We start from the raw sequence: 20,796 nt of genomic DNA, 5'->3' as shown, positions 1-20,796 counted from the left end.
CAAAAATAGTACTACAAAAGATGCAATGTTTTGACAAGTTCCCTTGCTGCAGCACTTCCCGCTCGGTTGGCTCCGATCGTGGAGGCCGAAGGGCCATAACCAACTAAATGAATTCGAGGCTCTTTAGCAACCATTGTCGCAAGGCGACCGTCCATTAAAATGCCCCCATTTTCTTCTTTGGGTAATACTGCCTCCAAATGCTTCAATGAACTTTTAAATCCGGTGTTCCATAAGATAATATCAGCCCTTTCTTCTCGGCCGTCTTCCCATTTTACGCCCGTCGCCGTAATTTCGCTGAACATGGGAAATCTCGTGAGTACACCTCGTTTTTCCGTCGCCTGGATTTCAGTGGAATAGGGGAGGCCCGTGACCGACACGACCGACAACGGCGGTAATCCCTGTCTGACCCGTTCTTCGACCATCGCCACAGCATTGTGACCGGCCATATCATCAAAAGGTCCTTCGCGGAACAGAGGCGGTCGCCGGGTAACCCAGGTTGTGGTTGTTACTGCTGAAATCTGATCCAGCAACTGGATGGCCGATATTCCGCCGCCGACAACGATAACGTGTTTATTTCGAAAATAGTCCGCTGTTCTGAAGTCTTTTGTATGCAATTGTTCCCCCTGAAATAAATCTGCTCCGGGATAATGAGGGATATAAGGGCTCTCCCAGGTACCTGTGGCATTGATAATGCCTTCCGCTGAAAATAGGGTCTCCGCAGTATCTATGTGAAAACGTGCCCCGTGTAAAGATACCCGATCTACTTTGACTGGACGATATACCTGTAGCCCAAACCTCTTTTCATAGCGATCGAAGTAATGTGGAACAGCAATATTTGCCTGCACTTCAGTCTCACTGTTTGTCAATGTTTCTTCAAATGACATCCCCGGCAAGTCATGGATTCTGTTTACTGTGCTTAGTGTCAGTGAAGGCCATCGAAATTGCCATGCGCCGCCGGGGGAAGGGGCTTCATCCAGAATAATAAAGTCCCGATTAATTTCCAGTCCCAGTTTTTTCAGGTGGTAAGCTGAAGAAAGACCGGCTTGGCCCGCGCCGATTACTGCGATTTTGGTTTTGTAACGAATGTTGTTTATCATTTGTATGAGATAGCTAACGCCACCCTAATTCAGGTGCGACATGTTCCAAAATAGCGGAAAGCACATGCACATTGTAATCTACACCTAAGGTGTTTGGAATGGTTAAGAGAATGGTATCTGCTTCTTGGATGGCCTCGTCCTGAGCCAGTTCTTTGACAAGTTGATCCGGTTCGGCGGCATAACTGCGGCCAAAAATAGCGCGTCTGTCCGCTTCGATAAATCCAATCTTATCTGCACGGTCCGACTCCTGCCCAAAATAATACCGATCTAAGTCATCTACCAATGCGAAAATTGACCGGCTCACAGAAACTCTAGGCTCGCCGGGGTGCCCTGCTTCTTTCCATGCTGCTTTATATAAACGTATCTGTTCAGCCTGTTGTATATGAAAAGGTTTCCCATTTTCATCATATTTCAATGTCGAACTTTGTAAATGCATGCTGTTTTGAGCCGCCCATACAGCTGTTGCATTCGATGCCGCTCCCCACCAGATGCGGTCACGTAGTCCCGCTGCATGTGGCTCTAGTCTGAGCAGGCCCGGAGGGTTTGGAAACATCGGGTACGGATTGGGTTCGGCAAAACCTACCCCTTTCAGCTTTTCCAGAAATTCCAGTGCCTTCCTACGCCCCATATCAGCATCGGTTTCCCCTTCAGCGAGTTCGTAGCCAAAATAGCGCCAACCGTCTATCACCTGTTCGGGTGAACCCCTACTAATTCCTAATTGTAACCGACCTTCTGAAATTAAATCTGCAGCCCCGGCATCTTCCACCATGTATAATGGGTTCTCGTAGCGCATATCAATGACTCCGGTACCTATTTCAATCGTATGGGTCTTGGCGCCAATAGCAGACAGTAAGGGAAAAGGAGACGCCAGCTGGTTCGCAAAGTGATGTACCCTAAAATAGGCTCCGTCTACGCCTATTTCTTCTGCTGCTACAGCCAGATCGATGGACTGAAGCAAGGTGTCACTTGCAGTCTGCGTACTGTAAGCAGGATGTTTGGACCAATGCCCAAAAGATAAAAATCCTATTTTCTTCATTCGTCAAGATGGGATTTGATGTTGATCAAATTTAATAAATCTACACGGATCTGTGAGCCTGGGTTTGTCCTATGGATGTCAATAAAATCTGCAATCGGAAGAGCTATTCCGTTAATTGCTATTTGGCAATTAACGGAACTTATAAATCTACTAATTTTGTATAACGTATACCTGATCATAGCATAACGATGACACCGGAGAAATTATTAAGACAGATTGATTTTATCAAGGAGATTGATAAACTAAAATACATTCAGCGAAAGACCAAGCTTTTCAATAGCGACCGTTGTGAAAATGATGCAGAACATAGCTGGCATTTAGCGTTAATGGCGATGGTTTTATTTGAGCACGCAGACGAATCAGTGGATCTATTGAAAGTTATTAAGATGGTGTTGATCCATGATATTGTTGAAATTGACGCTGGCGATACTTTTATCTACGATACGCAGAAAGCACATACCAATACGGAGGATGAGCGTATGGCAGCCCATAGAATATTCGGACTTTTACCGAAATCTCAAGCGGAAGAACTTATTACCATATGGGAGGAATTTGAAGCCGGAGAGACCCCTGAGGCAAGATTCGCAAGGGCAATGGATCGCCTAGAACCACTGTTACAGAATAGTTCCAACAACGGCGGTACCTGGAATGAGCCTGGTGTGAACTATACGAAGGTCTATGCAAAAAAAAGTGCCATCAAAGCGGGGTCCAAGGTAATATGGGAGTATGCGGAAAACTTGATCGATGCGGGAGTCAAAAAGGGTATTTTGAAGAAAGAATGATTTTGTACTGATGAGAGAACGTACTTTATGACAAAGTATATTCTCTCAATGTCGAATCTGATTTTTTACAATCGCCGCCTGATCGGGTGGCCTTATTTACTTTTTTTCTTCACCTGTAAATCAAAGGAATTGGTATACCCCAAAATTTCGCCTGTGCTGATATGCATGGCAAGATAACTTAGCGGGTAAGTAAAATTATCAAAATTACTTTCCATTCGAAGGTTCAACGCAGAAATTGTATTTTTGATCTCCTGAAAATTGACAGCATGTCGAATAAAGGTTTCCTGACCTCCATCTCTATAGTAGATAAGTAGTTTTGTTGCATTGAGAACTTGCTCATCCATATTATCCAATGAATTTCCTTCCAACAATTTATCAATAGCTCTATTCATGTCAGCTCTTGTGAAATCACCTTCCGCTGCGATGACAAGTTGATAGCCATAATTGACGGATAGAATAAAATAGGGGGAATAACCCAATTTTTTCAGATTATTCAGGTCTGACTCCCGGTAATTTGAGAAATAATCAACTTGATCGGTATCTAAGGTTAATCTCCTCACCAAGGTGTGTCTGAAGGTACTGTGAGCCTTTTGGACAGTTGTCGAATCACTATGCCTGACAAGATTGAGCGCTTTTTCGATATCCCTGTTTAGAGGAATATATAATTGTATCTCAGCATAATCGGAAAAATCTCTTGAATCCATTTCTAGCGATCCCGAGAGATCAGTGTTCCTGAATAAATTGGCATAATTCAATATGCTCACATAGGATGGTAAAAAATGTCCAATTTCTTCTTTTGCTGAATTCGCCATGACATAAATAGGAAAGTTCTTTGCTTTGGACTGAATGTTTTCCAAATATAAACCCTTTGTGGTGTCTTTAAGGTTCCAAAGGCTACCTAAAAATAGTTGTTGATCTACCGTTTCATCGACAAAGTGTTCTTTGACCACAAAACTGACTGATTTGCGTTCAAAAAGTGAGTCCTTGGGTTTGGGAACAGTAACCTTCGTTGTGTCTGTGGGCGTGGGCGGCTCTATTTTGGGTTTGATCACAGGATCTTTTGTACAACTTAAAATTAAACCCAGTCCAAATGCGAATAAAAGTAATGTCCAATTTTTCAGAAGCATTTTTTAATTTATTGGTTAGATAAACAAATGTGCTTATAAAATTTGTAAATGTTTTTATTTATTTAAAAATTACACATTTGTGTCTTTTTTTTCTGTTTCAAATTAGTTTACGGTTTCTGCAGAAACCTGATGAAAGTGCTATTCGTATTTTCTTTTTATTTAAACGAATAATAAATCACCTTAAACGAATTGTAAATGTGAAGTGATCATAAAAATGGTATTGTATACATTTGCTTAGCCATTGGGTCAGTGTTTTTATAATATAAAAAACGATGTAATGGATACAAATCCCTTGGTTTTCACTAATGGGAGTTAAGTATGGAGGCGACAACTTGCGCTGGGTACATTGTCCCAAAGATGCGCAGCGACAAATAGATGGTAGTGCCGGGCAGTTTGCCGTGGTGGCGATCAGATCAGATAACCCACGCATATTAACACAACAGTTTCTTCTAAGAGGCCATTTTAATCCATATACCAACGAAGCCACATTTTTTTCTAATGTGGTTTTTTCTTTGTGCAATTTGTACTTCATTTAGTGCCGTTGGCTTTTGGCATCAGAAGCATTGCCTCTTCTTTTTTTTGATAAAATATGCAGTAGATTTTATTCGATACGAATGATTAAATAAAGAAAAGCATTATGTTGTTAAAAGGAAAAAAGAGTTCGTTTACCGAGCTAAATGTGCCTTTCACCGAAAGTATCTGGGAGAACTTGCTCTCTTTTTGGAAATTAGATATTAATAATTTAGTTTCTACAGGTATGGCACATCTTTTTAATGCATTGATTCTTTTGTTATTTGTGGCAATTATAGCGTTGTTTTCGAACACTGGGAAAAAGAAAGATAACGAAGTTTTTCATGATGTTTTACAAGTCTATCATACGGATTCAGTGCCTACAGCAGAGCCGAGGTATCCTACAGATTTACAGCAGGTATTAAAGAATAAATAGTAGACATCTGAAAGACAGGTCAACAGGATATAGGCTTACGTAAAAAGAGTGATTGAAAGTAATTCGAAAGGCTGAGCAAGTTATTCGCGTGTGATAGAATTCGGTGAATTTAGTGAAATATAATACAATGAAAAGGGTTGAAATATTTAAAACGAACGTCTGTAAATACAGGGAAGCACAACAAATTGTCACAACGCTTCTGGGGCTGTTCTCCGCATATAAAATTAACTTTGATCTTGATGATGATGAAAATATTTTAAGAATAGAGTCTTCTCAGTCGGATATCGACGCCAGTAGCGTTATGAAGCAGATGTTTGACTGGGGGTATGAATGTGAACGGATCGTATAACATTTGAGCTGTGGGGATGGCTTGACATAATCTATAAAGGCACCAGGAAATAAGTATAAAAATTTTTTTTATTGATTTTTAAACTTACTTTCGAAAGTTGTTATAGGACATTGCCGCCGTTTTTTTGTCATGGAGAACTGCCGTGCGGGATCGGGCTTATTTTTAATTTAACGTTTGAAATGAAGCGTACAATTTTATTTTTTTTAACCTTACTCATCTGTCATTATTGCGCTATTGGACAGACCAAAGACCGTGATTTGACCATCGGTAAATCTACTACACTACATTCAAATATTTTAAATGAAGACCGAAAGATCAATATTTATCTTCCGGATAATTATGGGGAAAATGACAAGTTGACCTATCCTGTTGTGTATGTCCTCGATGGTGGCATAGAAGAAGATTTTTTTCATATCGCCGGGATAGTTCGTTTTGATACACAACCTTGGATAGCACGTTTTCCTAATAGCATTGTCGTGGGGATTGAGGGCAATACCCGAAGACGGGATTTTACATTTGCAGTTCCTGATATTAACTTCTTGGAGAAAGAAGGATTTCAAAAAGCAAGCTTTCCTACCTATGGCGGATCGCAAAAGTATATCGCGTTTCTTAAAGATGAATTACTGCCTTATATCAGTAAACACTATAAAGCAAAAGCGGAAAGAACTGTAATCGGCGAGTCTTTGGCAGGCCTTTTCTCTGCAGAGCTCCTACTTAAACAGCCTGATCTTTTTGATAATTATATTATTATCAGTCCGAGTTTATGGTGGGGGCAACAGGAGCTTTTGAAAAATACCGAAAAGCTATTAACCGCCAACCTAAGAAAAAAGGTAAGGGTTTACCTTGGGGTCCCTAATAAGGATGAAGATCTCAGAATGTATCAGGATGCCGTGGCGTTTTACGATATTTTGCGCAACAATAAAAAGATGGAAGTTATTTTTGACTATATGCCCGATGAATTACATTCAACCGTTATCCATCAAGGAGTGTATAACGCGTTCAGGAAATTATATCAAAAAACAGTTTATTCTAGATAATCCTCGATAAATTGGGCTAAACACTTTCGTGGGAGCTGTAGTGTGCATTGAATTTATCGAACTATTGTTTTACATAGCCTATATTTTACCTGGCTTGTAAACGCGATTGTTGAATAAACTCTTTTGGAGTCAAATTAAATGCTTTTATGAACGCTTTTGTGAAATAGGATGCTGAACTAAACCCCACGAGAAACGCCACTTCGTTAATACGATAATCTGATTCAATCAGTAACGTGCAGGCGCGTTTTAGCCTGTAATTTCGCACGTAGTCGCCGGGAGAAGTTCCGCTGATCGCTTTTAATTTTCGTTGAAAATTAGAACGGCTGATTTTAAATGTATCTACCAATGATTCTACATTGAATTGTTCGTCTGAAAGATGTTTTTCGATCTCAGCATTGAGCTGTGTTAAGAATGCATCATCATGGGCATTTGTGGCCAAAGAAGAATAAGAAGATAATGGTGAAGCATGGAAATTCTCCAATAGATATTTCCGGTTTTGTAGTAAGCTGCTGATTTGTGCTTTTAGAAAGGTCATCGAAAAAGGCTTTTCAATAAATACGTCGGCGCCGGAGAGTAAGCCTTCAACTTTCGTTGCATTTTGTATTTTGGCAGATAGTAGAATAACGGGTATATGCGAATAATTAATGTCATTTTTTAAACGCTTTACAAATGTAATTCCGTCAATCTCTGGCATCATGATATCGGAGATCACAAGATGATAAACTCTATTGTCTAACATGGTCAGGGCTTTTGACGCACTATCAGCAATATCAATATGGTACGATACGGCTAACGAATGGCTAATAAAAGCCGTAATGTCCGGATTATCGTCAACCACCAAAATCTGGGTGAGATTGTATTCCGGCCTGTCAAGTGGAATGGGCTGTTCCTCAATTATTGGACCTGTAGCTTCATGAGCGAGTTGTATGCTCCTGATCGTGAAAATAAACTTAGCGCCTTGGGGCAACATATCTTCAATTTTTATCTCGGCGCCAAGCCGGTTCGTCAGATGCTTGACCAGGGACAGTCCGATGCCAGTTCCACTGCGGTCTTTATTTGTGCTAAGCTGGTAAAAGGGATCAAATACAAGCTTTTTAAAGTCATCCGGTATTCCGGGACCATCATCCGAGACCGTAATCGTGAAAGAATTGTCCGCGTTTTTTTCTAGGCCGATCGAGATATAGGAATAAGCGAATTTTGTTGCATTCGTCAGGAGGTTACTCACAATTTTCATGACAGCATCCAAATCGGTTTCGATAATGAGGTCTTGCTCCTGAGAGATTGTTAGATCAAAGCGAACTTTGTTGCGGTGGATTGACTTTCTGAATCTATCGTAAAGATCTTCTACCAAATTTCGCAAATTGACAGGCTCCAGGGTTAGCGGCTGTCCATTTTCGTCCATTTTACGAAAGTCAAGTAGCTGATTGATCAGTAAGGTAAGGCGCTCACAATTTTTCTCTATGATCCGGAGATTGTGCAAGGTTTCTTTATCTCCATTTTCGTACAGGAGTATTTCTTCCAGAGGTGCCGTTATTAAGCTCAAAGGCGTACGGATCTCGTGCGCGATATTTGTGAAGAAATCAATTTTTGATCGGAAAGATTTTTGTTCCTGTTCAGCCTGGAAAGCCATTAAATGACGGGCTTGTTTACGCTTGTTCGCTAGAATATAATACCGTAAACAGACATAGCACAATGCAATGAACAAGAGCGCATACATTATTTTTGCAGGAATGGAGCGCCACAACGGCGGTAATATTTCAATTTGTACCACTGTGCCTTTTTCATTCCATAGACCATCATTGTTGGATCCTTTTACGTGAAAAGCATATGTTCCCGGCGAAAGGTTAACATAACTCACACTTTTCGTATTACCAGCCAAGGTCCACTCGTCATCGGCTCCCTCCAGCTTATAGGCATATTGATTCTTTGAAGGTGATGCAAAACTCAAGCTTACAAAAGAGATATTGAATGAAGAAAATTGGTGGGTTAGAACAATCTTTTCGTTCTTGTGCAATTGAACCTGAATGTCTTTTTCTAAATTGGGGTTATGCTTGTTCAGTAATTGTATCTGCGTAATGAAAACATTTGGTACGGTTTGATTTTTAACAGCACTGATTTCATCGGGATAAAAACTTGTGAACCCGTTGATACCACCAAAATAAAAACGGCCGTCTTTAGCTTTGAAAGATGCTTTAAAATTAAACTGGTTAGTTGAGAATCCGTTCTCCGTTGTATAGAGTTTGTAGTTTTTGGGATTGTCGGGGTGAAAACAGATAATGCCTTTGTTGCTGCTGAGCCAAAGGTTGCCTAGGGCGTCATCCAGTATGCCGTAAATCACATTATTTGGCAAGCCTTGGGCTTGCCCGATATTGCGAAAGCTATCCTTCACCTTATCATAAATAAATATTCCTTTTCCCTCACTCGAAAATAATAATCGATGTTGGCTATCAACATAAATACTGGTTAGTTTGCTGGACGAAATGGGATCATTTGGGCGGATCGAGCTATAATGAATCCAGGCTTGCTTGCGTAGGTCAAATTTTATGGGGCCTGATTGGTACGAGGCGAGCCAGATATTACCTTCATCATCTTCTTTGATGTCATAGATAAACTGGGTGACTTCAGGGATACGGATAAATTTCTTTTTTTGCTGATCATATCGGCTAAGTCCGGCAGGAGTTCCTATCAGAAGATCCCCGTTTTTTGTTTTAAACAGCGAAAAGATACAATCATCGTTAATTGTTCCGGTGTTGTTGGCATCATGTCTGAAATTTTGACGTTGACCGGTTGCCAGATTGTAACGATCGAGCCCCCGGGAGAAAGTCCCGATCCAAAGATGATCGCCATCCAAAAGCAGGGCATGGGTATTATGGTAAGAAGCTCTTATCGGTTGCGAAATTTGTTTCTTTTCTTTGTCATAATAGTTGATACCACCATCTTCCGTTGCGATCCACAGGTTTCCTTTCGTATCTTCACAAAACTGACTGACAGCTTTTCCGGACAAAAAGCCGGGAAGAACATCCGGGAAAAAAGTCTCTACGGAAAGCAATGCTGTATTGAGATAATTAATTCCACCAAAGTAGGTGCCGATCCAAATGGCATTTTCGCGATCCCTCGCTATGGAGTAGACGTTCTGGTCACTGAGACCATGTTTGTAATAGGGTACGTCTAATCTTTCGGATGTCCCCGTTTCGGTGTGAAACAGGAAGAGTCCGTCATCTGAACCAACGAGAAGCTGGTTTTCGCGAAATTCTCGCAGGGCACGGATATGCGTGACATAAGGATGCCTTGTATTGTTAAGAAAGCGACTGAATTCGTTGGACTGTTTGTTATAACGAAGCAGGCCCTGTGACCAGGTACCCAGCCATAGGTCTCCTTTAGGGTCCTCCCACATCGAAAGAATTTCAAATTGGGAATCTCCAACCCCGCTAAACAGCGGACCAACGATGTCAAAATGTGCCTGCTGGTTGTTGAAACGAAGGAGTCCAAGACGTGTGGCAGCCCAGATAACGCCGGAACGATCTTGTAGAATGGCCCAGGTCGCATTTTGACCCAACGTGGCTCCGTCGAGTTGTAGCTGTGCAACTTTATTTGTACTTGGATTATATTTCCAGATACCCTGCGACATGGTTGCAATCCAAAGGCTTCCCTGCCGGTCGATATGAAGGGCATTGATCGCTGAGTTAAACGTTCCCTTGCCGCTTGTGCTAAGCTCAATCTTTTGAAAGGATGCTGTAATCTTGTCCATGATATACAAACCGTCGTCGGTTCCGATATACAAGTGACTCGGCGATTTTTCAGTAATGCTTCGGACAAAATTATTCCCCAATGACTGTTTCTTTTCCGGTTGGTAATGGTAATTTTTGAAACTATTTCCATCGTATCGATTCAATCCGTCTTTCGTCCCAAACCACATAAATCCCTGCTGGTCCTGGACAATGCAATAGATCGTATTTTCAGAAAGACCGTCTTCCACTTGCAGCTTTCTAAAATGAAAATTTGAATAGCGTTGTGCCAGGCACGTGATCGTGCAGAGCATATACAAAAAAACAATTCTAAAAATGAGCGCCCCTTTCATACCAACTAAAATAAAACTAATAAATGATTCTGTTGATATGGCTGATAAGTGATAAATGGTAATTGTCGGTTAAAAGATGTACAAATTGGTCAAAAAGCAGGAATGACTTATTTTTACCATTTTTTGGATCATATCTGCCATTTTGTTTCTGTAATGCCCGTTACATTTGAAAATAGGTTTAAAGATAAAAGTTCGCCATGGATTCTTGTCTTTGACCAATTATAAATAACCAGTTTTACGCTAATAAATCAAATTATGAAGGGAAAATTTTTCATTCTTTTCTTGTGCTTGCTGTCCTTTACGGTAAAGTCACAAACGAGCAACCTTCAAGGGAGGGTATCGAGTGAAGAGGGGCGGCCATTGCCGGGTGTAACCGTTACCATAAAAGCATCAGGAACCGCAAAGACGACGGACGAAAATGGCCGTTATACAATTGCTGCCAGTACCGGGCAGGAGTTGATCTTCTCTCTGATCGGTTTTCATTCCAAAACAATTTTATTTAACGGTGAGGCAGCCTTGGATGTCACACTTGAGGATGAAAACAAAGACCTGGAAGAAGTTGTTGTGATTGGGTATCAAACGATCAAAAAATCGGACCTGACGGGTGCCGTTTCAGTCTTTAATCCGAAGGAGATGAAAAATACCACGGTAACCGGGACAGTAGGGGATGCTCTGGCGACTTTACCCGGGCTCAGTGTACGCACGGCAGGCAACCCGGGGGCAGAAGGTAAGGTTGAGATCCGTGGTACAGGAACATTTGGGTCAAGCACTCCTTTATATGTCGTCGATGGGGTCGTATCGGGAGCAAACCGGGATTTTAATTTCAACGATATTGAGAGTATCCAGGTGCTGAAAGATGCCTCCGCAGCTGCGATCTATGGTTCCAGGGCGGGGAATGGCGTTATCATCATAACAACTAAACAGGGCAAAGAGGGGCAGATGAAAATTGAACTTTCCTCCCGGGCCACTGCACAATGGCTGCCACGTTACAACTTAGCCGACCGAAATCTATGGCTGAGCTTGAATGACCTGGCATTTAGCAATGGGAATAGGCAATCGGCCAACCATTTCGAGGGAAATACCGATTGGCAGGAAGAGGTATTCAAAACAGGCTGGCTGCAGGATCAACAGATTGCTTTCTCAGGTGGAAGCAAAGAAAGCCGTTATTATATTTCGGGTAATTATCAGTCCAACACAGGGACCACGATCGGAACATCCAGTAAACGTTTTACGCTACGCTCCAATATGTCTACTTCACGCAACTTTGGAGAGCACGTCAAATTAAGTATCGGTGAGAATATTGTGCTGAGTAATTTTAATGTGCATGAACTCAATACCAATCCAATTGTCGATGTCTATCGCATGCTGCCAACCATTCCGATCTACGATGAAAATAATGCTGCCAAAGGAGGATATGGTATAGGCGATGGGAATCGGGATGTCACCTTTGGAACCAATCCTTTTGCCAAAGAAGATTTTGAGCAAACCGAGAATGGGAATCTGCGGACCAGAGGAAATGTATTTACTGAATTGGAACTGTTCAAGTCATTCAAATACCGTTTTAATTTTGGTTTTGACCTGAGTAACGATCGCCACATGTATCTTCGGAAGGAAGGTTTCTGGACCTATAACCAACCTTATGATCCTTCCTCCTTAAATAAAAACCAGGCCCAATACCGTGGATTGGTGTATGATAATACCTTAGAATATGCAAAGAAGTTTGACAAGCATGATGTCTCTGCCGTTGCGGGTATCAGTTATCAGACCTCCAATTATGAACAGCTGTGGGGAACGAAAAATAATGTGCTCATGTCTGGAAAAAACTATTTTACCAACTTGGATGCTGCACTGGACAACCCAAAGACCGGTAATTATCAAGATCTCGAAAAGTTATTTTCCGTCTTTGGCCGGGTTAATTATACGTATGATGATAAGTATCTGTTCAGTTTTACGATGCGCCGCGACGAATCCTCTAAATTTAATCCGGAATATCGGGTGGGCTATTTCCCATCTTTCTCCGGAGGCTGGCGCATTAGTAAAGAAGATTTTTTTCAGGTACCTTGGATCAATGATTTAAAGCTGCGCGCCAATTACGGTGTTTTGGGTACCTCCAATATCGGTGTTTGGGACTGGGTTTCTTTCATCAATGTGTTCCCTCAGGTCGCTTTTGGAGTTGATCAGACCGTGCAAAATGGGATGACCCAGGTCAAACTGGCTAACGCCGATCTCAAATGGGAGAAGGTAGCACAGTTGAATTCCGGATTTGACGCCCAGTTATTCTCGCACAAGCTCCAACTATCCGTGGACTATTTTATCAAAGAAACCAAAGATGTATTGACACCGATGCAGATCTTAATGGCTACGGGCAACAACGGCGGAAATCCTTACGTAAATGCTGCTTCCCTGCGCAATACAGGTATTGAACTTGCAACGGTATGGCGTGATCATATGGGTGAATTTGGTTATCAGATCGGCGTCAATGCATCCTATATCAAGAATAAGATCCTCAAATTAGGATATGACAAAAAGGAGTTTACGCAATGGGATACAAAATCCAAAGTTGGCAGCTCCATCGGTAACTGGTACCTGATCAAAACGGATGGTCTTTTCCGTTCAGATGAGGAAGTACAGGCATATAAAAATAGTCAAGGGCAATTGATTCAACCCAACGCCAAACCCGGCGATGTAAAATATATAGATTTTAACGATGACGGACAGATTACAGATGCTGATCGACAGTATCTGGGACGGAGCATACCATTATATCAATTGGGGATGAATCTAGGCCTGGATTACAAAGGTTTCGATTTTCAGGTACAGTTGACAGGTGCATTTGGCTTCAAATCCTTTAATGGGCCACGCAGTGCGTATGACCGTTTTGATGACAATTCAAACTACCGCGCCGATTATGATCCTTGGACGCCAGAAAATCCCAATGCCAAAGACCCGCGTCCCATTTATGCGGATTCCCGAAATGTTCGCGGCGATCAGGACCGTTGGTTGGAGAATGGAAATTATGTTAAGATCAGACAGCTCGCTTTGGGGTATAATCTGCCGCGTACGTTGTTAGGAAAAACCTTGAAGCAGGTCCGGTTTTATGTCAATGCACAGAACCTCATCACCTTTTCTTCCTATCGTGGACTGGATCCCGAGTTTTTGAATGGCAATATCTGGGATCGAAGCTATGATGGTGGCGCGTTTCCCAATGCCAAGGGGTTCACTTTCGGAGCTCAAATAACTTTTTAACCTAATCTTTGAACGCAATGAAAAAGCTACTCTATATTTTTTTGGCGGCGGGCCTGATGCAAGCCTGCAAAGTGGATGTCGAAAATCCCAATACCATTACCGTAAAGACCTATTGGAAAACCGAACAGGATGCGGTACGCGGGGTCAATGCAGTGTACAATATGTTCTATAAACCGGGCACCTTTAGTCGCTGGATGTGGTTTCGTTTGGATCTAACCTCAGACGAAGGATTTAGTCAAAGTCCCTGGGCCGAACTCAAAGAATGGACACAGTTTCGGTACAATAACTACAACTTCTGGGAAGGAAATGCCTGGACCTATCGCGATTGCTACGAGGCTATTTTCCGTGCAAATCAAGTCCTGCATTATACGCCGGATATTACATTTGCCAACCCCTCAGATAAGGATCCCATCCTCGGGCAAGCGTATTTCTTGCGGGGATTGTATTACTATTACCTCGCGCTATTATGGGGTGGTACCACTCCCAGTCTTCCAATTGTATTGGAACCTTCAACCCCGGGAATTCAACCGGAAGGGCATACCGAAGCAGAAGTTTATGCGCAGGCAATCGCAGATTTTAGTAAAGCTGAAAGCTTATTGCCTGACACATGGGGTGGTTCCGAAAAAGGAAGGGCAACCAAAGGTGCGGCATTGGCTTTTCGTGCAAAATCATATATGCAGCTGCACCAATGGAATGAAGCAAAGGCAGATTTGGCCTGGCTGGTAACAGGGGCCGGGAAGGGGTATTATAACTTGACAGCCAATTATTTTGATAATTTCGATAAAGCGAAAGAGAATAATGTGGAGTCTGTTTTTGAAATCCAATATTCAGACGCCAATCCCTCTCCTGCGGGCGATGGTGACTTAGATGTGGGGCCTAATCTAGGCTTGAACCGTGGACAGTTTTTTGCCCCTCCGGGCATTGGTTGGACAGATGGAGAACTTCGGCCCTGGTTAGTTGATGCATTTAAGAAAGAAAAAAATATGGACAATGGATTTGATGTACGATTGCGGTATACGGCATTTTATAATGGAATGCAGGATGATTTTCCGAATAATAACAAAATTTATCGATTGACAAGTGATGCCGCCCAGTGGAGCAATTGGCCCGGACGTGTTTTTTTTAGAAAATATGGGTCAGATTACTTCCGTGATTTTGATGACTACTATAATCCAACAAATGTGCGTTTAATTCGTTTTTCCGATGTGTTGTTGATGTATGCAGAATGCATTGCAGCCTCAAATGGTTCATTAACAGAGGCTGTAGCCCTTGTCGACCGTGTTCGTGAACGTGTAAATATGCCAAAATTAGCCTTGAATTACCCCGGCGCAACGACTGATAAAACCGCATTCCTGAAAAGATTGCAGACCGAAAGGGTATTGGAACTAGCTACGGAAGGACATCGCTGGGCAGATCTAAAACGTTGGGGTCTGGTAGATTCCCAAGAAGGGCTTGCCGAATTGAAGCAAAGGGATGCCGATTTTAATAATTTTACCTTAGGGAAACATCGCTCATTGCCAATTCCTTCAGATGAGGTCAACAATAATCCAAATGTAAAGCAAAACCCAAATTATTAATGGCTTGGCCGTATAAATTTTATAGGAAATGAAAAAACTAATTTATATCTGTTTACTATTGCTATTTTCACTGTATAGCTTCAGCTGCTCAAAATCCGAAAAGAGTGATTTTATATTCGAACCTGCCGTGCCGTTGGGTGATCCATTTATTCTCTTATATGAAGGTACTTATTACGCTTACGGTACAAATGCCGAAAATGGTATCGAAGTATATACTTCGGATGATCTTCGTTATTGGAGCAAATCAAATGCACTGGCACTGAAAGGTGAGGATTCCTGGGGTGGACGTTGGTTCTGGGCTCCCGAAATCTACTATATCAAGGATAAAAAGAAGTTCTATATGTATTACAGTGCCAACGAACATATTTGTGTTGCGACCTCAGATTCCCCGTTGGGACCATTTGTTCAGGAGCCAAAAACACCAATGCTAGCAAATGAAAAGGCCATTGACAATAGCCTGTTTATCGACAATGATGGTACGGCCTATCTCTATTTTGTCCGTTTTAATAATGGATCCGCAGTGTGGTCGGCGAAACTCGCTGCTGACCTGAAGACGATCGATGGTAACACCCTGAAACAGCATATCTCGGTATCACAGGAATGGGAAAAAGTATGGGGATTGGTTAATGAAGGTCCATTTGTCATTAAACATAATAACCTATATTACATGACCTATTCGGCGAATAGCTACGAAAGCCAGCGCTACGGTATTGGTCTGGCTATAGCAAGTTCACCTACAGGACCTTGGACAAAATATGCTGGCAATCCAATTCTGCAGTTGCCCGTGGATCTGGTAGGAGTAGGGCATAATGCGCTTTTTTGGGATAAAGACGGGAAACTCAAAATCGTTTTCCATGCGCATCATAGCAAAGATAGTATCCATCCACGGGCGATGTACATTGCCGATGTTAGTTGGACGACGGATGCGGTTCCCCTGATGAAGATATCCCCCGAAATTATTCGCCCGAAAATAAAAAGAAAATAAACCAGCAAAATATATATAGCCAGAAATGGGTACTCAAAAACAATCGTTCGAATGAAAAAACACTTTTTAATTTCCTTATTACTAGCCGCAAATGCGTATGCCTTAAGCGCGCAGGAGATGAGTCAGGCGATCCTGTTAAAGTCGCCCGGTAATCCGGCTCAGCGCTTTGAACTATTTGACAAAGGCGGGCAGACACTGGAATCCACGGTGACCATGCCTGTTGATGTGACGCAGACTGTCGTCAAAAATGAGGGGAAAACCATTGTTAATGTAGTTGTAACTGCCAAAGAACGGGTATACTTTAATTTTGAAAAGACATTTAAAATAAAAAAATATACACATACTGAAAGTGAGTTTCTGATGCCAGGTTTCTGGTATCATAAAAATATGCGCTCACCGCAGGAAGCACCTTCCTTTAAAACCAGCGATAGCTGGCAGGTACGGGAAGATCGCCTTAGCACACCTTTGACAGGCGTTTTCAATGCGGCTTCCAAAACATATTATACCGTTATTCGATTGGATAAAATAGATCGAGATGCTTTGACCACACACCAAGTTGGAGAGGTGATTTTAAGTGGTAAAACTGATCTTGGATTTACAGGATTTAAAAATGCGGATGGAACCTCAGCTTTGGTATTTGGCTTTCCTTATCACGAAGCGCCTAAGACTTATCTCCGAAAACTAACCTTAGCTCCCGAGGTTGTTGCCTTTGAAAAACTTGAAAAAGGTGAAACAAGACTGCTTTCCTGGGAGATCAACGAAGGCAAAGCCGATAATTATGGTGATTTTGTGTCCAGGGTATGGACTTATTCCTACGACAGGCAGAAGCCGTCGACGTTTCCGACTGTTTATACTCCGGATCAAGCCAAGGACATTTTAGCAAATTTCTTTAAGGAGAGTTATGTCGGTGACAAAGAATTAAAATACTATTCAGGAGTACATATGCGGACAGACGATTGTACCAATACCGGATCTGCGGAAGTGGGATTTGTGGGGCGGGTCCTGCTCAACGCATACAATGCGCTTGAATATGGAGAAGCCCACCGGCAGGCTCAATTGGTCAGCAACGCTAAAGCAATATTTGACAGTTATCTACAGCATGGTTTTACCGATAATGGATTTTTTAGAGAGTTCGTCGATTTTACACAGAACAACGAAACAAAAGAATTCAGCATTCGGAGACAGTCGGAAGGGATCTTTGCAATACTTAACTACCTCAGCTACGAAAAGAAAAAGGGTAGAAAGCATCCTGAATGGGAACAGCGCATTAAAAAATTACTTGGCAACTTCGCCAAGCTCCAGCAGCAGGATGGGAGTTTCCCACGTAAATTTGACGATCAGCTACAGGTGAAGGATAGCAGCGGCGGTAGTACACCTTCTGCGACAGTGCCATTGGTTATGGCTTCCGTCTATTTTAAACAAGGCGGATATTTTCAACAGGCGCAAAAATCCGCAAGATATTTAGAGCGGGAAATCATTTCTAAATCGGATTACTTTTCGTCCACCTTGGATGCGAATTGTGAGGATAAGGAAGCTTCATTATATGCTTCTACAGCAATGTATTACTTGGCGCAGGTAAGTAAAGGAAAAGAGCGGCAACATTATTTGGAGCAGTGCAAGAAAGCAGCTTACTTTTGTCTCACTTGGTACTATACCTGGGACGTGCCTTTTGCCGCCGGACAAATGTTGGGCGATGTCGGTTTTAAATCCCGCGGCTGGGGAAATGTCTCCGTAGAGAATAACCATGTTGATGTTTTTATCTTTGAATTCGCTGCTGTCCTCGATTGGCTTGCCAACGAAACTAAGGAGCAGCGACTTGCCGCTTTTTCGAGTGTGATTAAGAGTTCTATGTTACAATTAATGCCGGTTAAAGACCATCTTTTTAATATCGCAAAAATAGGATATTATCCAGAGGTCGTACAACATACGAATTGGGATTATGGAAAAAATGGGAAAGGATTTTACAACGATATTTTTGCCCCTGGTTGGACTGTTGCTTCCCTTTGGGAGTTGCTGAGCCCATCCAGAACAGCTGATTTTCTATCAATGGCGCGAAAATAGTGGTCGTGTGTTTATATGGAGCCACGTCGGGAGATGTGGCTTTTTTATGCTAAAATTTTTCTGGGTTGGTATGGCAACAGAGATTTCCTCATTACATATTATTGGTTCCTTGTTACTGGATTAGCGTTCAGTTTAACTTGTTATGGAAAAAATATGTATTTTTAGTGATATCAATTCTTACAGCATCATGATCTATAATATCTTCAAAAAGATTTTTATCATCATCTCAGTGCTAATAATCTTGAGTTCTTGTAGTAATAAAAAAGCTGAAACATTCAATTCCCTTCTTTCAACTAAAGAATCCCGGGCATTTTCTATGCTCGTGGGCGAGAAAGGGCTCGAATCTACAAAACTGAAGCAGCTTATTGCACACGAATATGGTCAGGCTTTACATACCATTGATCAGCAGGAGCTGGTGTTTGATTCCATTATTAACGATATTAAGAAGGCGGACATTGTCGGTCTGGTAGAAGGAAAGGAGGTTCAGTTGGAAGCTATAAATTACTATAGAGCTTTAAAGGATCTTTTTATGTTTACCAGAAAAGAAATAGAACAGGAGAAACGAATGCGTAGCGGAACAAAGGAACAACAATATGATGCACAGGATCAACTGCTTGTACTTGCCCGAGAAAAACAAATTCGTTATCAACAGGTCTATAAAAGCAGTGAAAAACTCCATACCAAAAGGAAGCAATTTGAAACCAAAAATGGACTTAAATAAGATGTTATTAAACGATTTTATCTAAATCGAGCATATCGGCAGCCTTGGTTGGCTTAGGCGTCTCCTATAAAGATAAAATACTCGCCAAGCTTGTTTGCTGTCGAAATATTACAGCTCCCAGCATAGCCAATAAGTGTATTTGAATTAGTGAGAAAAATCCCCCAGTTATAATTTTTTGAATCGTTGACCACAGAGATAAACCATTTATCGATTGCTTCTCTTGTATTCAAAGATTGAAATGAAGAAAGGGAATATTTAATTGCTTCGGGATCGTTTAGCCAGGTATAAAATGATGTGACATCCTGGATTGATAGGGGCTTCAAAATTATCGTTTGAGTCCATTTATTTGATATTTTTTCTCGCATTAATAATCAGTTATCAATACCTAAGGAACATTTTTCGATTTTAAATGTAAAAAACAGTTCGATTTCTTACAATAGAAAGTAATTTTGGCATGTTTAAAAATAATAAAACATCTTATCTCTTCTCGAAATTGATTGGACTGCTGTGATTAACTCTTCTGCTCAGTGTTAACTTTCTGTAATTTCCACATAAATAGCATGATAATGATCAGGAAGGCCGAAAAGATAAAATAACGCCAAGCCAGCCCATTTTGCGTTGTCACTTTTCCGCTTATAGCAACAATGATGTTAGATAGCGATGTTACGATATAAACCATTCCCCCCATTAAACCGCCAGCAGTACCTGCATGTTTTGGAAAAAATAACATGCTAGTGGTAAAAAAGCTTGTAAACAAGACGCCCGAAATCGTATGAATAAAAAATGCAAAACCTACCATAATGTATAGATTCTGTTGAAATATGCCGACCACCATTAAAGCGATAATAAGAGATGACTGCAATAGAACTGGAGCAATCACACGTGTAACGAAGTCAAGATGCATACACTTTTTTGTGATAAACCCACCGATCATCCAAGAAAAACCAAGCATCAAGGTACAGTAGCCAATTGTAACGGATGAAAAATGAAATGTATTTTCGATAATAAATGGGCCTGTAATATTGAACAGCATAACAATGGAGTAACTAAATCCCAACACCAAAATCCCCAATATGAAACGCTTATTCTGCAACATCATTTTATACAGGTTCAAGTTATCCCGTAGGTTGATTTTTTTCTTTTCGGCAATACTTTCTCCACTATAAAGGATTTCAAACAACAATAAGCCACTGGCGTAAAAAGTAAGAAAATAGAAGTTGGCTTGCCAATTGAATATTTTTTCCAGATAGCCGCCCAGAAATGGCGCAAGTATCGGACCGCAGGACCAGACAATTGTAAAGTAACTCAGGTAATTCTTTAATCGCTCACCGGCATAAAGATCCACGAAAAGCGCACGCGTGGCCACCACCAGAATGGATATGGCCACACCTTGGACTACTCTTAAGAGACAAATCAAAAATACGCTGTCTGTATGCGTTATCAAAAGGCTGCTTAGTATCAACAGTATCAAAGCCAAAACTTTCGGACGATAACGGCCGATACTGTCAAGAATGTTGCCTATAAATAACTGGGAGATACCATAACTGAGTAAATAACTTGTTAATGTCAATTGAATATCCCGCTCGTGTACATGTAAACTTTTAGCCATTGCCGGAAACGAAGGTAGGTAGATGTCCGTTACAAACCCAGAAAGGGGCATGGATACAAATGCCATGAACGTAACTAGTTTAATGCGGTGTGCGGATGCTTCTCTCAACATTGTCTTGCTCTTTTTTATGAAACAAAACTAGAGA

The 20,796-nt window shown here is 41.5% G+C and carries 15 protein-coding genes; 9 read left to right on the top strand and 6 right to left on the bottom strand.

Going from position 1 to position 20,796, the window contains the following annotated elements; all coding sequences use genetic code 11:
• Positions 1–11: 11 nt before the first annotated feature.
• Positions 12–1,097, bottom strand: a complete 1,086-nt coding sequence (locus ABTV71_RS22495) for an NAD(P)-binding domain-containing protein (protein ID WP_433901172.1) — start codon at positions 1,095–1,097, stop codon at positions 12–14.
• A 13-nt stretch (positions 1,098–1,110) separates the two neighbouring features.
• Positions 1,111–2,133 (bottom strand): LLM class flavin-dependent oxidoreductase, encoded by a 1,023-nt coding sequence (locus tag ABTV71_RS22490; protein WP_121126364.1) that lies wholly within the window; start codon positions 2,131–2,133, stop codon positions 1,111–1,113.
• Between the two features lie 188 nt (positions 2,134–2,321).
• On the opposite strand from ABTV71_RS22490, the gene ABTV71_RS22485 reads away from it, so the two are divergent.
• On the top strand, positions 2,322–2,915 hold the full coding sequence (locus ABTV71_RS22485) for an HD domain-containing protein (protein WP_433901171.1): 594 nt from the start codon (positions 2,322–2,324) through the stop codon (positions 2,913–2,915).
• Between the two features lie 92 nt (positions 2,916–3,007).
• Here ABTV71_RS22485 and ABTV71_RS22480 read toward each other — a convergent pair whose 3' ends face one another.
• Positions 3,008–4,042, bottom strand: coding sequence for a hypothetical protein (locus tag ABTV71_RS22480; protein WP_433901170.1), 1,035 nt, complete (start codon positions 4,040–4,042; stop codon positions 3,008–3,010).
• A gap of 637 nt (positions 4,043–4,679) precedes the next feature.
• On the opposite strand from ABTV71_RS22480, the gene ABTV71_RS22475 reads away from it, so the two are divergent.
• The 3 genes from ABTV71_RS22475 (at position 4,680) to ABTV71_RS22465 (ending at position 6,374) form a co-directional block, all read left to right on the top strand.
• A complete protein-coding gene (locus ABTV71_RS22475) occupies positions 4,680–4,988 on the top strand; it encodes a hypothetical protein (protein ID WP_121126368.1) in 309 nt (102 codons plus the stop codon).
• Between the two features lie 127 nt (positions 4,989–5,115).
• Positions 5,116–5,337: a methyltransferase type 11 gene (locus ABTV71_RS22470; RefSeq protein WP_121126369.1), complete on the top strand. Its 222-nt coding sequence runs from the start codon at positions 5,116–5,118 to the stop codon at positions 5,335–5,337.
• Positions 5,338–5,516: 179 nt separating this feature from the next.
• A complete protein-coding gene (locus tag ABTV71_RS22465; RefSeq protein ID WP_433901169.1) occupies positions 5,517–6,374 on the top strand; it encodes an alpha/beta hydrolase in 858 nt (285 codons plus the stop codon).
• Positions 6,375–6,459: 85 nt separating this feature from the next.
• Here ABTV71_RS22465 and ABTV71_RS22460 read toward each other — a convergent pair whose 3' ends face one another.
• Positions 6,460–10,413 (bottom strand): hybrid sensor histidine kinase/response regulator transcription factor, encoded by a 3,954-nt coding sequence (locus ABTV71_RS22460; protein WP_433901168.1) that lies wholly within the window; start codon positions 10,411–10,413, stop codon positions 6,460–6,462.
• A gap of 294 nt (positions 10,414–10,707) precedes the next feature.
• Between ABTV71_RS22460 and ABTV71_RS22455 the strand changes: the two genes are divergently transcribed.
• From ABTV71_RS22455 to ABTV71_RS22435, 5 genes are all read left to right on the top strand, one after another.
• Positions 10,708–13,698: a SusC/RagA family TonB-linked outer membrane protein gene (locus tag ABTV71_RS22455; protein WP_433901167.1), complete on the top strand. Its 2,991-nt coding sequence runs from the start codon at positions 10,708–10,710 to the stop codon at positions 13,696–13,698.
• Positions 13,699–13,715: 17 nt separating this feature from the next.
• Positions 13,716–15,275, top strand: a complete 1,560-nt coding sequence (locus ABTV71_RS22450; protein ID WP_433901166.1) for a RagB/SusD family nutrient uptake outer membrane protein — start codon at positions 13,716–13,718, stop codon at positions 15,273–15,275.
• Positions 15,276–15,303: 28 nt separating this feature from the next.
• Positions 15,304–16,260: a glycoside hydrolase family 43 protein gene (locus ABTV71_RS22445; protein ID WP_433901165.1), complete on the top strand. Its 957-nt coding sequence runs from the start codon at positions 15,304–15,306 to the stop codon at positions 16,258–16,260.
• Between the two features lie 51 nt (positions 16,261–16,311).
• Positions 16,312–18,321: a hypothetical protein gene (locus tag ABTV71_RS22440; RefSeq protein WP_433901164.1), complete on the top strand. Its 2,010-nt coding sequence runs from the start codon at positions 16,312–16,314 to the stop codon at positions 18,319–18,321.
• A gap of 142 nt (positions 18,322–18,463) precedes the next feature.
• Positions 18,464–19,042, top strand: a complete 579-nt coding sequence (locus ABTV71_RS22435) for a hypothetical protein (RefSeq protein ID WP_121126376.1) — start codon at positions 18,464–18,466, stop codon at positions 19,040–19,042.
• Between the two features lie 53 nt (positions 19,043–19,095).
• Here ABTV71_RS22435 and ABTV71_RS22430 read toward each other — a convergent pair whose 3' ends face one another.
• Entirely contained in the window at positions 19,096–19,407 is a 312-nt protein-coding gene (locus ABTV71_RS22430) for a GNAT family N-acetyltransferase (RefSeq protein WP_433901163.1), read from the bottom strand.
• A 146-nt stretch (positions 19,408–19,553) separates the two neighbouring features.
• Positions 19,554–20,762 carry an MFS transporter gene (locus tag ABTV71_RS22425; protein WP_433901162.1) on the bottom strand — a complete coding sequence of 403 codons (1,209 nt, stop codon included), beginning with the start codon at positions 20,760–20,762 and terminating at the stop codon, positions 19,554–19,556.
• Between the last annotated feature and the right edge of the window lie 34 nt (positions 20,763–20,796).

The sequence above is a fragment of the Sphingobacterium puteale genome (assembly GCF_050986225.1).
GTDB classification, from domain to species: domain Bacteria; phylum Bacteroidota; class Bacteroidia; order Sphingobacteriales; family Sphingobacteriaceae; genus Sphingobacterium; species Sphingobacterium puteale.
This window is presented reverse-complemented; position numbering and strand designations above follow the sequence as displayed.